Genomic DNA, 15,025 nt, shown 5'->3' with positions numbered 1-15,025 from the left:
CGGGCGGTCGTACCGCCCGGCGGGGGCCGTCAGATCGACAGGCAGATGTATTTCATCTCCAGATAATCCTCGATTCCATGGCGGCTTCCTTCGCGACCAAGGCCCGATTGCTTGACCCCGCCAAAAGGCGCCACCTCGGTCGAGATGATGCCGGTGTTCACGCCGACGATGCCATATTCCAGCGCCTCCTGGACGCGGGTGATGCGACCGATGTCGCGGGCGTAGAAATAGCTGGCCAGACCAAAGATCGTTGCATTGGCCTTTGCGATCACTTCCTCTTCTGTTTCAAAGCGGAAAAGCGGCGCCAGCGGGCCAAAGGTTTCCTCGGTCGCCACCATCATGTCGTCGGTCACGCCGGTCACTACGGTCGGCTGAAAGAAGGTGCCGCCCAGTTCGTGCCGCTTGCCCCCGGTGACGATCTGCCCGCCCCCCCGCAGCACGTCGGCGATGTGTTCTTCCACCTTCTCGACCGCGTCCTGATTGATCAGCGGGCCGGTTTCGGTGCCCTCTTTCAGCCCGTCGCCGATGTGCAGCTTTTGCACCGCCGCGGCCAGTTTCGCGGCAAAGGCATCATAGACCCCGGCCTGAACATAAATCCGGTTGGCGCAGACGCAGGTCTGGCCATTGTTGCGGAATTTCGACGCCATGGCGCCCGCCACCGCCGCATCCAGATCGGCATCGTCAAACACGATAAAGGGTGCGTTGCCGCCCAGTTCCATGCTGCATTTCATCACCTGATCTGCGGCCTGGCGCAGCAGGATGCGCCCCACCTCGGTCGAGCCGGTGAAGGTAAGTTTGCGCACCGCGTGGTTTTCGCAAAACTCCTTGCCGATATCGGAAGAGCGTTTCGAGGTGATGACCGAAAAGATGCCCTTGGGCAGCCCGGCCCGTTCGCCCAGAACCGCCAGCGCCAGCGCCGACAGCGGAGTTTCGGCCGCGGGCCGCGCCACGAACCCGCAGCCCGCGGCCAAGGCCGGGCCGCATTTGCGGGTGATCATCGCGTTCGGGAAATTCCACGGCGTGATCGAGCCGACCACGCCGATCGGCTGCTTGATGACCATGATGCGCTTGTCGCGCATATGGCCGGGGATGGTTTCGCCATAGATGCGCTTGGCCTCTTCGCCGAACCATTCGATGAAGCTGGCGCCATAGGCGATTTCGCCCTTGGCCTCGGCAAAGGGCTTGCCCATTTCGGCGGTCAGGATGCGGGCCAGATCGTCCTGATTTTCCATCATCAGGTCGAACCATTTGCGCAGGATCTGTGCGCGTTCCTTGGCGGCGCGGGTGGCCCAGTCTTTCATCGCGGCTTCGGCGGCGGCGATGGCGCGGGCGGTTTCAGCCCGGCCAAGGTTCGGCACCTCGCAGATCACGTCGCCACGCGCGGGGTTGGTGACGGCGAATGTTGTGCCATCGTCTGCCGCGATCCACTCGCCCGCCACATAGGCGCAGGTCGCAAGCAGCGATGGATCCTTCAGAAGGCTCTTCAGGTTGGTGGCGGAATCAAGCATGGGAACCTCCCTCGTTCTGATGCTAGACAGAACCACGCGCCCCCATCCTTGTCCAGCACGCGGGGCGACAGGTGAACGGGGGAAAACGGCATGGATATGACCGAAGCCTATACCAACGCAGCCTTCATCCCCGGCGGGGCCGACTATCCGGCCCGTTGGCAGGCCGAGGCGGCAGCCTTTCGCGCGGCCCATGCGCCCGAGCGTATCGCCTTTGGCCCCGGCCCGCGCAACTGGGCCGAGCTTTACCGGCCCGAAGGTTTCGTGCAGGGCCTTTTGGTGTTTGTCCACGGCGGCTACTGGCTGGCGTTTGACCCGCAGGTGTTTTCACATCTTGCGGCGGGCGCGCTGGCCGCAGGCTGGGCGGTAGCGCTGCCCGCCTACACGCTGGCGCCACAGGCGCGGATTGGCGCGATCACGCAAGAGGTTGGGCAGGCCATCGCCGCACTGGCAGACCGTGTGGCGGGGCCGATCCGGCTTGCGGGGCATTCGGCCGGTGGACATCTGGTGGCGCGCATGGTCTGCGCCAATGCGCCCCTGCCGGCGTCGGTTGCGGCGCGTATTGCAAAGGTTGTGCCGATCTCGCCGTTGTCAGACCTCGCGCCGCTGATGCGGACCGAGATGAACGCGCGCCTTGGAATCGACGCGGCCGAGGCCGAGGCGGAAAGCCCCCTGAACCTGCCCCCGCGTCGGGGCGCAAAGATTCACATCTGGGTCGGCGGCGCGGAACGGCCCGCCTTTCTGGATCAGGCGCACTGGCTGGCCGCCACCTGGGGCTGCCCGGTCATGGTTGATGCCGACCGGCACCATTTCGACGTGATCGAGGGGCTGACACGGCCCTCGCCGCTGTTATCCTGCGTGTTGGGCTGATCCGTCAGCCAAAGCGCGCAGCCCATGCCGGCGACAGATCGCCGGGCATCGGCGCCGCATGAAAAACCGCCCGCGCGATGGCGCGGGCAAGGCAGCAGGCGGCGGCGTGGCCCAGAACGAACGGGTCTGTCTGCGGGTCCGGCAACGGCTTGGCCCCGGTGGCTGCGGCGAAAACCAGATCGCCATCAAACGGCGTGTGGCTGGGCACAATGGCGCGGGCCATGCCGTCCTGCGCGGCGGTCGCCATGCGCTGCGCCTGCGCCTGGGTCAGCACGGCATCGGTGGCGACAATGGCGATGGTCGTGGCCTCGCCCAGCCGTTTCACCGGCGCGGGCTCGGCCCCCGGATCGAATGCGTCGGGCAGGCCCAGCCCGCCGAATTCTGCCCCCATCTCCCAAGGCGCGGCCCAGAACTGCGGCCCCTCGCCCACCGTCACCCGACCCAGCGCATTCACCGCCACCAGCGCGCCCACGGTCAGCCCGTTGTCCAGCGCCGCCGAGGCCGAGCCGAGACCGCCTTTCAGGTTTGCCGTCACCGCCCCGGTTCCGGCCCCGACGCTGCCAAGCGCAAAGTCGCGCGTCGCTGCGGCCAAGGCTTGCCGCCCCAGCGCCGGATAAGGGTTTTGCACCCAGTCCTTGGCGCCCCCGTTCAGCAGATCGAACAAGATCGCCGCAGGCACGATCGGCACCCGCGCGGTCCCCACGGCAAAGCCTCGGCCCGCCGCACGCAGCCCATCCACCACGCCCGAGGCCGCATCCAGCCCAAAGGCCGAACCGCCCGACAGCACGATGGCATCGACCTGCTGCACCAGCTTGTCAGGCGCCAGCAGGTCGGTTTCGCGCGTGCCGGGCGCGCCCCCCATCACCTGCACCGCTGCCACAAAGGGCGCCTGACCCAGCAAAACGGTGGCGCCGCTGCGCAGCCCGTGATCTTCGGCATTGCCGACAAGCAGCCCCACGACATCGGTGATCAGATTGCGTGGTCCCGGCCGCATCGGCTGTCCTTTCGGTCTGGAATGCCGACCCCACTATCCCAAGCTGCCGGGCGGCTGGCAACCGTTGACCACAAGATGCGGCGGGGGCGGTTTACGGCAGGCGGGCGCGCGTTTAGGATGTTCCGATCCGCAGGGGGCCAACCGATGACCGAGATCACAGACGCCGACGCGCCGCAGGCGGGCTATCAGGTTCTGGCCCGCAAATACCGCCCCGCCACCTTTGCAGACCTGATCGGTCAGGAGGCGATGGTGCGCACGCTGAAAAACGCCTTTGCGGCGCAGCGCATTGCCCATGCCTTCATCATGACCGGGGTGCGCGGGGTCGGCAAGACGACCACGGCGCGGATCATCGCCAAGGGGCTGAACTGCATCGGTGCCGATGGCACCGGCGGGCCGACGACCGAGCCGTGCGGCACCTGCGAACATTGCCGCGCCATTGCCGAAGGCCGCCATGTGGATGTGATGGAGATGGACGCCGCCAGCCGCACCGGCGTAGGCGACATTCGCGAGATCATCGAAAGCGTGCATTACCGGGCGGCCAGCGCGCGCTACAAGGTCTATATCATCGACGAGGTTCACATGCTGTCTACCAGCGCGTTCAACGCGCTGCTCAAGACGCTGGAAGAACCGCCCGCACATGTGAAATTCATCTTTGCCACGACCGAGATCCGCAAGGTGCCGGTCACGGTGCTGTCGCGCTGCCAGCGGTTTGACCTGAAGCGGATCGAACCCGAGGTGATGATGGCCCATCTGGCGCGCGTGGCCGGGTTGGAGGGGGCGCGGCTGGCGCCCGACGCGCTGGCGCTGATCACGCGGGCGGCGGAAGGGTCTGTCCGCGACGCGATGAGCCTGATGGATCAGGCGATTGCGCATGGCGCGGGCGAGACATCGGCCGATCAGGTGCGCGCGATGCTGGGGCTGGCCGACCGGGGTCGGGTGCTTGACCTGTTCGACATGATCCTGAAGGGGCAGGCCGCCGAGGCGCTGGCGGAACTGGCGGGGCAATATGCCGATGGCGCCGACCCCCTGGCGGTGTTGCGCGATCTGGCCGAGATCACGCATTGGGTTTCGGTCATCAAGATCACGCCCGAGGCCGCCGCCGACTCCACCGTGCCGCCCGAGGAACAGGCCCGTGGTCAGGCGATGGCCGCAGCGATTCCGATGCGGGTTCTGACCCGGATGTGGCAGATGCTGCTGAAGGCGCTTGAGGAGGTTTCGGCGGCGCCGAATGCGATGATGGCCGCCGAAATGGCGGTGATCCGGCTGACCCATGTCGCCGACCTGCCCGACCCCGAGGCGCTGTTGCGCCGTATCCAGCAGGGCGGCACAACACCGGCGCAGGGCCGCGGCGCAGCAGCCCCCGCCACTGGCCCGGTGCATGGCCCTGCGACCCGCGCGGTGGTGCAGCCCTCGGGCGCGGCCACGGCGCTGGCGCTGGCGCCCGACACCGACTTGGCACGGTTTGCCCGGTTTGACGATGTGCTGGAGCTGATCCGCCGGATGCGCGACGTCAAGCTGCTGGTCGAGGTCGAAACCCATCTGCGGCTGGTGCGCTATGCGCCGGGTCGGATCGAGTTCGAGCCGACGCCAGACGCGCCGCGCGATCTGGCCGCCAATCTGGCCGCCCGGCTGCAAGGCTGGACAGGCGCGCGCTGGGGGGTTTCGGTCACCAGCGCGGGCGGGGGCGAAACCATCGCCGAACTGCGCCGCACCGCCCGTCAGGGGCTGGAGGCTGACGCCATGGAACACCCGCTGGTGCAGGCCATTTTTGCCACCTTTCCCAAGGCGCATTTCGCCGATATCAGAACGACCGAGGCCCTGACCCGGCAGGCAAGCGCAGACGCCCTGCCCGCGGTTGAGGAGGAATGGGATCCGTTCGAGGACAACTGAGGAGAGACACCGATGTTCAAAGGTCTGGGCGCGATGGGCGACATGGCCAAGATGATGAAGGCCGCCAAGGACATGCAGACCCGCATGACCAGCCTTCAGGAAGACCTGGCGCGGATCACCGTGACCGGCGAATCCGGCGCCGGTCTGGTGCAAGCCACGGCCACCGCCAAGGGCGAGTTGACGGCGCTGTCGATTGACCCGTCGATTTTTGTGGCCAGCGAAAAGGAAGTGGTCGAAGACCTGATCCTCGCCGCGATCAAGGATGCGCAGAAACGCGCCGCCGAAAAGACGCAGGAAGAAATGGGCAAGCTGGCGGCCGAAATGGGTCTGCCTGCGGGCATGAACCTGCCGATCTGATCGGCTATGGCCTCGGCCAATGACGAGATCGAAGCCCTGATCGCGCTGATGGCGCGGCTGCCGGGGCTTGGCCCCCGGTCTGCCCGCCGTGCGGTGCTGCACCTGATCCGGCGGCGCGGGGCGCTGATGGCGCCGCTGGCCGCGGCCATGGCCCATGTTGCCGAAACCGCCCGCGAATGTGCCGTCTGCGGCAATATCGCCACCGGCGATCTGTGCGATATCTGCCTGAACCCCGCCCGCGCCACCGGCGAGATCTGCGTGGTCGAAGACGTGGCCGACCTGTGGGCGATGGAGCGCGGGCAGGCCTTTCGCGGCCGCTATCACGTTCTGGGCGGCACGCTTTCGGCGCTGGATGCGGTGGGGCCGGACGAACTTGGCATTCCGCGTCTGCTGGAGCGGACCCGCGCCGAAGCCATATCTGAGGTGATCCTCGCGCTGAACGCCACCGTCGAAGGGCAGACCACCGCCCACTACATCGCCGAGGCGCTGGAGGGGTCGGGGGTCAGCGTCACCAGCCTTGCGCAGGGTGTCCCGATCGGGGGCGAGCTGGATTATCTGGACGATGGCACCATTCAGGCGGCGCTGCGCGCGCGCAAGCGGTTCTAGACCGAAACCCCGCCCAGCCGCGCGTAACGGGCTTTTCGCCTCGCGCATCAGCCGCTAGCATCGCCCCGAGACAAAGGAGACACCGATGCACCTGCTTCCCCGCCGCGCCGCGCTGGCGTTGATGATCGGCGCGCTGGCCGCCTGTGGCAGCCCCGACCGACCTACGCCAGGCGTCGTCACCCGCGGCCCGGCCCCCGGCAGCCCCGAGTTGCGCGCGCTGATTGACCACTATGCAGCGCAGTATGACGTGCCCGCCGATCTGGTGCATCGCGTGGTGCAGCGCGAAAGCCGCTATAACCCCGCCGCCCGCAACGGCCCCTATTACGGGCTGATGCAGATCATGCCGCAGACCGCGCAGACGATGGGATATCGCGGCGCGCCTGAGGGCCTGCTGGATGCCGAAACAAACCTGAAATACGGCGTAAAATACCTGCGCGGCGCGTGGCTGGTATCACGCGGCAACCGCGACCGGGCCGTGATGTGGTATTCCAAAGGCTACTATTATGAGGCCAAGCGTATGGGCCTGTTGAAGGAAACCGGGCTCAGAACCTGAGCCCGGTCCGTTCGGGGGGTTACGCCTCAACCGTCTCGACGGCCTTGGCCTCGACCGTGGTCGGACCGGAAATCTCGATCCGGCGGGGCTTCAGCGCCTCGGGAACCTCGCGCACCAAATCAATGTGCAGCATCCCGTCTGCATGGGTGGCGCCGGTGACGCGCAGATGATCGGCCAGCGCAAAGCGGCGTTCAAAGGCGCGGGTGGCGATGCCGCGGTGCAGATAGGTGCGCCCGCCCGCCTCTTCGGCCTTTTTCGCAGCGACTGTCAGGGCGCCGTCGCGCAGTTCGACCGACAGATCATCGGCGGCAAAGCCTGCCACGGCGATCGAGATGCGATAGGCATTCTCGCCCAGTTTCTCGATGTTGTAGGGCGGATAGGTGGGCTGGGCGAGATCGGCCGTCAGGGCGCGATCCATCAGGTCTGCCACGCGGTCAAAGCCCACGGTGGCGCGGTAAAGCGGAGAAAGGTCAAAGCTGCGCATGTTGCATCCTCAATTGAGCGATGTCGGTTCTGCCCGCCCATCGCGGGCCGGGCGGCGAAGGTGCCGGGGCCCTGTGATGGCGCCCTGACAGGCAAAACTTGGGAAACGCAGCCCCCGGTTTCAAGCCCCGGCGAGGTTCAGGGCCGGATAAACCGGGCGCCGCCGGTATCGGTGGCCTGACCCGGCAGGCCCAGCCCGCGGCGCTGGCCCAAGGCTGCGCGAAGGGTGTCTACATCTTCGACGACCGTTCCCAGGGATATGCGCTGGCCGGCCACCTCGGCCTTGGCTGACACCAGCGACACGATCTGCGGCGCCCCCGGGCCCATCAGAAAGACCGGCGCACCCGAGGCGCCGAATTCCACCGAACAGCTCAGCATCAGCACCGCGCCCTGGCGGTGCAGCACCGTGCAGACCTCTTGCAGCGAGGGCGCCTCGGACCTGTCCAGCGCATAGGAAACAACTCCCACCTCGGTTCCCGGCCTAGGGCCTTTTGCGGTGGCAAACGGCCGGATCGCGGGTAGCCGGATCGGCTGATCAAGCTCGACCAGCGCGATGTCATGGGCCACGCGATCAATCCGGTCGCTGCGGGTGTAAAGATAATCAGGATGCACCAGTGCGCGCCGAGCGCCACGGTAGGCCACCGCCCGCCCATTGCGCCAGCCAGCCCGAAACTGGACCTGTCCGGCGTCGATCAGCGCGCCGGTGACGGGCGAATAAAGGCAATGCGCCGCGGTCAAAACCAGATCGGGGGCGATCAGCGCACCGGTGCAAAAACTGTTACCGCCAAGATCAAGCCGCCCCACGGCCTCCCACCCGCGCGAATCATCGCCGGTGACCAAGGTGATCAGCCCCGTTTCCCCGGCCAAGGCAGGGGCTGCGAACAGCGACAGGATCAGGGTAAGACGGCGCATCCTGGCTCCTTCTGGGCCGGGACAGGCTGCCCCGCGCTTCGGGCGGTATTATGGCAGCGCGCGGGGTTTCGGTCCACCCGTCGCCCAATCCAGCAGTTCGACCGTATGGACGACCGGAATCATCGTGCCCGAGCCGATCTGCATGATGCAGCCGATATTGCCTGCCGCAATCACCTGCGGCGCCCTTTCTTCCAGCGTGGCGACCTTGCGACGCTTCAACTCTGCCGAGATTTCGGGCTGCAACAGGTTGTAGGTGCCTGCCGAGCCGCAGCACAGATGGCTGTCGGCCGGCTCCACAACCTCGAACCCCGCGCGCTTCAGCAGCATCTTGGGTGCGGCGGTGATCTTCTGCCCGTGTTGCAGGGAACATGCCGCGTGATAGGCCACACGCAAACGCGGCTCTGCGGATTGCGGAAATTCCAGCCTATCCAGAAATTCGGAAATATCACAGGCGAGCGCGGCAACCTGCGCGGCGTCTTGGGCCAGCGGATCGTTACGGAACATGTGTCCGTAGTCCTTTACCGTTGTGCCGCAGCCCGAGGTGTTGATGATGATCGCATCCAGCCCCGTGGCCATCTCGACCCGAAAGGCGCGGATGTTGGCCGCCGCAAGCGTGTGGCCCTCAGACTCGCGGCCCATGTGATGGCTCAGCGCGCCACAGCAGCCCATATCGCGGGGTATCACCACCTCACAGCCCAGACGCCGCAACAGGCGGATCGTGGCATCGTTGATGTCGGTATCCAGCGCCTTTTGCGCACAGCCGGTCAGCAGCGCCACCCGGAACCGCCGGGCGCCCTTGGCGGCAAACACCTGTGGCACGTCATTGGGCGAGACGGGCGGCACCCGGTCGGGCGCCATCGCCAGCATCGCGCGCAGCCGCGCGTCGGGCACGAACCGTTCCAGCGGCCGCACCGCTCGCGCCAGCCGCAGGGCAAGCCGAAACCGCCCCGGATACGGGATGGTCTTGGCCAGCGCCCAGCGCAGCGCCCGGTCATGCCAGGGTCTGCGATAGGTTTTCTCCACATGGGCGCGGGCGTGGTCGATCAGGTGCATGTAATGCACCCCCGAAGGACAGGTGGTCATGCAGGCCAGACACGACAGGCAGCGGTCGATATGCTTGACGGTGCGGGCATCGGCGGGGCGGCCGCTCTCCAGCATGTCCTTGATCAGATAGATTCGGCCGCGGGGGCTGTCCAACTCGTCGCCCAACACCTGATAGCTGGGGCAGGTTGCCGTGCAGAACCCGCAATGCACACAGGCGCGCAGAATCTCGTTTGCCCTTGCAATCCCCGGATTGGCCAGTTGCGCCTCGGTGAAATGCGTTTGCATCAGCCCATCCTTCCAGGATTCAGAATGCCACGGGGGTCGAACCGCGCGCGCAATCCGGCAGACAGCGCCACCACCGGCGCAGCTTCAGGGGCAAAGGCACCTGCCCCCGGCCCCCGCATCCACGTGGCGTGACCGCTGAAGGGCGCCGCCAACGTCCGGGCATCGCAACCCTCGGGCACCACCGCCCAGATCAACCCGCCGCCCCAGTCCAGCACAACGGGGCCAGCCAGCCGTGCGATAACGCCGGGCGCCTCCGAAGGTTTCAGCGAAAACCGCCACAAATCACCCGTCTGGCTCTTTAGCGGCGCCGCTTCGCCCAGACTCTGCCACAGCGCGGGCGACCCCGCGCGTTCCTCCCGCACTTCGCCAAAGCGCGCCAGAAGCGCCGCCAGCTTGCCGGCCCGATAAGTCACCGAATCGTTCAGGCCCTCGACTCGCACCACAGCACCGACGCCTGGCATCCAGCCAGCCCCGGTCACGTCATAGGGCGAACCCAGCGCCGCCGACAGCGCCGCCACGGCCGCCCCTGCGCCGAGGTCTGGTAGCACCAGCGTCACCTCGGCGGGGGCTTTGGGCAACACCTTGAAGGCCAGTTCGGTCAGCACCCCCAGCGTGCCCCAGCTTCCCGCCATCAGCTTGACCAGATCATAGCCGGTGACGTTTTTCATCACTCGCCCGCCGTTCTTGACCACAGCCCCCGTGCCATCGACGAACCGCACCCCGATCAGACTGTCGCGGCAAGCCCCCGCTTGCACCCGTCGCGGCCCCGACACATTGGCCGCCACAACGCCGCCGATTGTGCTCTCGCCCGCGGTGCCCAGCACCGACCCCCAACGCATGGGTTCAAACGGTAGTCGCTGGCCCTCGGCTGCCAGAACCGCCTCGACCTCGGCCAGCGTCGTTCCCGCGCGCACGACCAACGTCAGCGCCGCCGGCTCATACAGCACCACCCCGCGCAGTGCCCCGGTTTCCAGCGCAGGTACACCGGCAATCCGCCCAACCGGCCGGGTGTCGCCGCCGACCACCCGTATCGGCCCCGCCGCATCGCGGATCGCCTCAGCCAACTGAGCTTCTGTTTCCGGTCTCATCCACGTCTCTTTCATCTTGGCGAAAATATCCTCGGGGGGTTCGGGGGGCAGACGGCCCCCCGTCTACCCCCGCCGCCCGGCGCTGACGGCAAGCGGGAACACCTTGGCTGGGTTCAACAGCCAGCGCGGGTCGAACACGTCTTTAACCCGCATCTGCGCCTCCATGTCCTCAGGGGCAAACTGCACCCCCATCAGGTCACGCTTTTCAATCCCCACGCCATGCTCGCCGGTCAGGCAGCCGCCCACCTCGACGCACAGCTTCAGGATGTCGGCGCCCAGCCTCTCGGCGCGTTCCAGATCGCCGGGCGTGTTGGCATTGTAAAGGATCAGCGGGTGCATGTTGCCGTCGCCGGCGTGAAAGACGTTGCCCACATCCAACCCCGCCGCGGCCGACAACTCGCCGATCCGGCGCAGCACCCGCGGCAGCGCCGAGACCGGAATGGTCCCGTCAAGGCACATGTAATCATTGATCTGGCCCATCGCCCCAAAGGCCGATTTGCGGCCCAGCCAGATCTTCTTTGCCTCGTCTTCGCTCTGCGCCTCGCGGAATTCCACCGGGTCATGGCGCGCGGCGATCTGGCGGATCAGGCCCAGTTGCTCGGCGATCTCGGCCTCCGCGCCTTCGACCTCCACGATCAGCAACGCCTCGCAATCGGGGTAGCCCGCATGGGCAAAGGCCTCGGTCGCCCGAATACAGGGGCGGTCCATGAATTCAATTGCCACCGGCAGCACACCTGCGCGAATGATGTCGGCCACGCAGGCGCCGGCCACCTCGTTCGCATCGAACCCGATCAGCACGGGCCGCGCGCCCTCGGGCCTGGGCAGGATGCGCAGCGTGGCTTCGGTGACTACGCCCAACTGCCCTTCTGACCCGCAGATCACGCCCAGCAGGTCCAGCCCGGCAGCGTCGGCAAACGGCCCACCGATCTCGATCACCTCGCCCGCCATCGTGACCAGCGTCACACCCAGCAGGTTGTTTGTGGTCACGCCATATTTCAGACAATGCGCCCCGCCCGAGTTCATGGCGATATTGCCCGCAATCGCGCAGGCCAACTGGCTGGAGGGGTCGGGCGCATAAAAGAACCCGTCACCTTCCACCGCGCCCGTCACCGCCAGATTGGTGCGCCCCGCCTCGACGCGCACGAAACGGTTGGCCAGATCGACCTCCAGCACCCGGTTCATCCGCGCAATGCCCAGCACCACCGCATCTTCTGATGGCATCGAGCCGCCGGCAAGGCTGGTGCCCGCGCCGCGCGGCACGACCGGCACGCCTTCCTGATGGCAAACACGCAGCGCCGCGGCGACCTCCGCGGTTGTGCGCGGCAGCACCACGGCCAGCGGTGCGCAGCGGTAGGCCGAAAGCGCATCGCATTCATAGGCGCGGGTTTCGGTTGGGTCGTCGATCACCCCGTCGGATGGCAGCACGGCGCGCAGGCGCGCCACGATGGCCGCCTTTCGGGCCAGAACCTGCGGATTCGGAACGGGCATCTGCATCGGGCACCTCGTGTGATCTGGTCTGGAAATATAACCAATTTGGCGCTTAAGCAAGCAAAGCCACAGGCTGCCCCGCGACCCCTGCGCCGACCGGTTCAGGCCCGTGCGCGGCGGCCCCGACCTTCGACCAGCCAGGCAGCAAGGCTGAGCGCCGCAGCCAGCAGCAAAAACGCCCAGCCCGGCAGCAGCGGCGTTACCCGCAGCCCTGTGGTGGCCGAGGCACCACGCGGGGTGATCCCCAACCAGCCGCGCCCGGCGGCGGTGCGCCCCGGCGAAACCCGACGAATGTCGGGCTGGCCCGCCTCGATCCGCGCTACGCCGCCGCCGCTGGCCGCCATCGCCGCCGCCAGTGGTGCCGGGTCGGCGATGGTCGCCTCAAACTCGCGCGGGGCGGCGGGGCCCAGCGCCGCCACCCGCTCCAACTCGCCCGAGCGCAGCCGGTAAAGCCCCGGGCCCGGCGCCACCCAGCGGGCGGTAAACCGGCCCGGCGCGGTTTCGGTCAGCGCAACCTCGGCCGCTGCGCCATCCGGCCCCGTCACACTCACCGGCGCCGCCTGCTCGGCCAAGGTGCGGCGCACCAGCGTCAGGGTCAGGCTGCCCGGCTCGACTTGGGCATAAAGCGCCTCTTCCTCCAGTTCCGGCTCCTGCATCGCCCAATGCGCGATCCGGCGCAGCAGTTCCAGTTGCGGCCCGCCGCCTTCATAGCCGCGATCCCAGAGCCAGGCATGATCGGACCCCAAAAGCGCCACCCGCCCCTTGCCCGCGCGGTCCAGCACCAGCAGCGGCTTGCCGTCGGCGCCCTCCATCACCACCTGCCCGCGGGCCGCGACCAGTTCGATCTGGCGCAGCCAGCGGCCCCAGTGCGGGGCCTCGGGGTCTTGGGTTGGCGCCCCCGCCAGACCCGCTGTCACCGGATGACGCGCGCCCTCGGTGGTGGGGCGGGGCAGGAAGGCGCCGTCCAGCACCCGGCCCGTGGGCCGTGCGGGCATGATCGGGCCCAGCGCGGTGCGATAAAGGCTTTCAACCGTGGCAAATTCCGGCCCGGCCGCGATCAGCACCGCGCCACCACGTTCTACATAGGCGCGGATATTGTCGAAATAGTTGGCGGGCAGCAGGCCACGTTCGCGGTAGCGGTCAAAGATGATCAGATCGAATTCGTCGATCTTGTCCACGAACAACTCTCGCGTGGGAAAGGCGATCAGTGCCAGTTCGTCCACCGCCACGCCGTCTTGTTTTTCCGGCGGTCGCAGAATGGTGAAATGCACCAGATCAAGGGCGGAATCCGATTTGAGCAGGTTGCGCCAGGTTCGTTCGCCCGCATGCGGCTCGCCCGACACCAGCAGCACCCGCAGCCGGTCCCGCACACCGTTGATTTGCACGACGGCAGTATTGTTGCGCTCGGTCAACTCGCCCGGCGCCGGGTCCAGCGTGATCTGAACCACGTTCTGACCGCCATGCGACAGCACCAGCGGCAGGTCCAGACCCTGCCCCACCGGCACGCGGTAGCGTTCGGGCGCGGCCCCGTCGATGGCGATGGCAACGTCGGTCATCGCCCCGGTGCCGGTGGGTACGGCGCCCTGATCCTCGACCCGCAGCCGGATCGAGACAGGCTCGCCGATGATCCCAAAGGCGGGGGCGGTCTGGATCAGCAGGCGCCGGTCCCAGTCGGCGGCGCGGCCGGTCAGCAGCAGATGCAGTGGCGCGGGCAGCGCGGGCGTCAGCGCGCTGTCATGGGCCAGCCCGTCGCTGACCACCAGCGCACCCGCCAGCCGGTCACGCGGCACCTCGGCCAGCGCCTGCGCCAGCGCGGCGCCAATCAGGCTGCCGCCGTTCTCGGCCCCGTCGCCGATCCGCAGCCGCCGGATCTCGGTTCCCGGCAGGGCGGCCAGTTCGGTCTCCAGATGCGCCAGCGCCGCGGCGGTCTGGGCGGCGCGGTCGGGCAAAGACTGGCTGGAGCTGGCATCCTCCAGCACGATCACGATATCAGACAGCGGGGTCTTTTCCTCGGCCTGCATCTGCGGCCCGGCCAGTGCCGCCAGCAGCGCCGCCAGCGCCCCGGCGCGCAGGGCCCAGCCGCGCAGCCCGCGCCAAAGCGCAAAGCCAAGCAGACCCAGCGCCGCGGCCGCCCCCGCCCAGATGGCGGGCCAGGGCAACAGCGGCGCAAAGATCAGCGAAAGCCCGGTCATTGCCCCAGCCTTTCCAGCAGCGCAGGCACATGCACCTGATCGGATTTGTAGTTCCCGGTCAGCACATGCATCACCAGATTGACGCCAAAGCGATAGGCCAGCTCGCGCTGACGTTCTCCCGAAAGGCCGCGCCCGACCGGAAACATCGGCAAGCCGCGCGCATCGGTGGCCCAGGCCCCGGCCCAGTCATTGCCGCCAATGACCACCGGCGTCACCCCGTCGTTGAGGTTGCGAAACGGCATCCCCTCGGCCCGTTCGGCATCGGGCGGGGCGGCCTCGACCCACAGGCCGCGCCCGGTATGGCGGCCAGGAAAATCCTGCAAAAGATAGAAGGTCCGGGTCAGGACGTGATCGGGGGGCAGCGGCTCCAGCGGCGGAATATCCAGCGGCGCGGCCAGCGCCTGCAACCGCCGCCCGGTGCCGGTTGCTGTGCCAAACCCGGCGATATCGGCGTCGCGCGTGTCGAACAAGATCATGCCACCGCCGCGCAGATAGCGGTTCAGCCGGGCATAAGCGGTGGGCGAGGGCGCGGGCTGGGTTTCGGTCACCGGCCAATAGAGCAGCGTGAACAGCGCCAGATCGTCGGCTTCCAGATCCAGCGCCATCGGTGGTGCAGGCTCGACCGTGGTGCGCAGGGTCAACACCCCGGACAGGCCCGCCAGCCCTGCGGCGGCGATCCGGTCCACCTCGGCATCGCCGGTGATGACATGGGCCAGCACCACATTGCCCGCAGCCAGAATTGCCCGGTCTTCGGCCAT

At 67.5% G+C, this 15,025-nt stretch carries 14 protein-coding genes; 5 read left to right on the top strand and 9 right to left on the bottom strand.

The features are described 5' to 3' along the window. Nucleotides 1-29 precede the first annotated feature (29 nt). On the bottom strand, nt 30-1,508 hold the full coding sequence (locus C5F46_RS13040; RefSeq protein ID WP_107325781.1) for an NAD-dependent succinate-semialdehyde dehydrogenase: 1,479 nt from the start codon (nt 1,506-1,508) through the stop codon (nt 30-32). 90 nt (nt 1,509-1,598) lie between these two features. Here C5F46_RS13040 and C5F46_RS13035 point away from each other — a divergent pair, with 90 nt between their 5' ends. Continuing rightward, complete coding sequence (locus tag C5F46_RS13035) at nt 1,599-2,375, top strand: alpha/beta hydrolase (RefSeq protein WP_107325780.1); 777 nt, start codon at nt 1,599-1,601, stop codon at nt 2,373-2,375. A 4-nt stretch (nt 2,376-2,379) separates the two neighbouring features. Here C5F46_RS13035 and C5F46_RS13030 read toward each other — a convergent pair whose 3' ends face one another. Next, the gene (locus tag C5F46_RS13030) at nt 2,380-3,369 is read right to left on the bottom strand and encodes a P1 family peptidase (protein ID WP_107325779.1); all 990 of its coding nucleotides are present in this window, start codon (nt 3,367-3,369) and stop codon (nt 2,380-2,382) included. A gap of 144 nt (nt 3,370-3,513) precedes the next feature. Here C5F46_RS13030 and C5F46_RS13025 point away from each other — a divergent pair, with 144 nt between their 5' ends. The 4 genes from C5F46_RS13025 to C5F46_RS13010 all read left to right on the top strand — a co-directional run bounded on the left by C5F46_RS13025 (nt 3,514) and on the right by C5F46_RS13010 (nt 6,775). Further along, a complete protein-coding gene (locus C5F46_RS13025) occupies nt 3,514-5,259 on the top strand; it encodes a DNA polymerase III subunit gamma/tau (protein ID WP_107325778.1) in 1,746 nt (581 codons plus the stop codon). Nucleotides 5,260-5,271: 12 nt separating this feature from the next. Further along, a complete protein-coding gene (locus C5F46_RS13020; protein WP_107325777.1) occupies nt 5,272-5,616 on the top strand; it encodes a YbaB/EbfC family nucleoid-associated protein in 345 nt (114 codons plus the stop codon). Between the two features lie 6 nt (nt 5,617-5,622). Beyond that, nucleotides 5,623-6,222 (top strand): recombination mediator RecR, encoded by a 600-nt coding sequence (recR, locus tag C5F46_RS13015; RefSeq protein WP_107325776.1) that lies wholly within the window; start codon nt 5,623-5,625, stop codon nt 6,220-6,222. An 85-nt stretch (nt 6,223-6,307) separates the two neighbouring features. After that, nucleotides 6,308-6,775, top strand: coding sequence for a lytic transglycosylase domain-containing protein (locus C5F46_RS13010; RefSeq protein ID WP_107325775.1), 468 nt, complete (start codon nt 6,308-6,310; stop codon nt 6,773-6,775). Nucleotides 6,776-6,794: 19 nt separating this feature from the next. Here the strand turns inward: C5F46_RS13010 and C5F46_RS13005 are convergent, their stop codons facing one another. The 7 genes from C5F46_RS13005 to C5F46_RS12975 form a co-directional block, all read right to left on the bottom strand. After that, nucleotides 6,795-7,259 carry an Hsp20 family protein gene (locus C5F46_RS13005; RefSeq protein ID WP_107325774.1) on the bottom strand — a complete coding sequence of 155 codons (465 nt, stop codon included), beginning with the start codon at nt 7,257-7,259 and terminating at the stop codon, nt 6,795-6,797. A gap of 137 nt (nt 7,260-7,396) precedes the next feature. Then, nucleotides 7,397-8,170 (bottom strand): trypsin-like serine peptidase, encoded by a 774-nt coding sequence (locus tag C5F46_RS13000; protein WP_107325773.1) that lies wholly within the window; start codon nt 8,168-8,170, stop codon nt 7,397-7,399. 48 nt (nt 8,171-8,218) lie between these two features. After that, the gene (glcF, locus tag C5F46_RS12995; protein ID WP_107325772.1) at nt 8,219-9,499 is read right to left on the bottom strand and encodes a glycolate oxidase subunit GlcF; all 1,281 of its coding nucleotides are present in this window, start codon (nt 9,497-9,499) and stop codon (nt 8,219-8,221) included. Then, nucleotides 9,499-10,587: an FAD-binding protein gene (locus C5F46_RS12990; RefSeq protein ID WP_107325771.1), complete on the bottom strand. Its 1,089-nt coding sequence runs from the start codon at nt 10,585-10,587 to the stop codon at nt 9,499-9,501. The genes glcF and C5F46_RS12990 overlap by 1 nt, the downstream gene beginning before the upstream one ends. A 63-nt stretch (nt 10,588-10,650) precedes the next feature. Beyond that, nucleotides 10,651-12,081 (bottom strand): FAD-linked oxidase C-terminal domain-containing protein, encoded by a 1,431-nt coding sequence (locus tag C5F46_RS12985; RefSeq protein ID WP_107325770.1) that lies wholly within the window; start codon nt 12,079-12,081, stop codon nt 10,651-10,653. A 95-nt stretch (nt 12,082-12,176) separates the two neighbouring features. Then, nucleotides 12,177-14,267, bottom strand: coding sequence for a hypothetical protein (locus tag C5F46_RS12980; RefSeq protein ID WP_107325769.1), 2,091 nt, complete (start codon nt 14,265-14,267; stop codon nt 12,177-12,179). Beyond that, nucleotides 14,264-15,025: DUF4159 domain-containing protein (locus C5F46_RS12975; RefSeq protein WP_146160233.1), on the bottom strand; the 762-nt coding region annotated here is incomplete at its 5' end. The genes C5F46_RS12980 and C5F46_RS12975, both read right to left, overlap by 4 nt.

It is taken from the genome of Phaeovulum veldkampii DSM 11550 (assembly GCF_003034995.1).
GTDB classification, from domain to species: Bacteria; Pseudomonadota; Alphaproteobacteria; order Rhodobacterales; family Rhodobacteraceae; genus Phaeovulum; species Phaeovulum veldkampii.
Note: the sequence above shows the minus strand (reverse complement) of the source record. Positions and strands in the feature narration are given on the sequence as shown.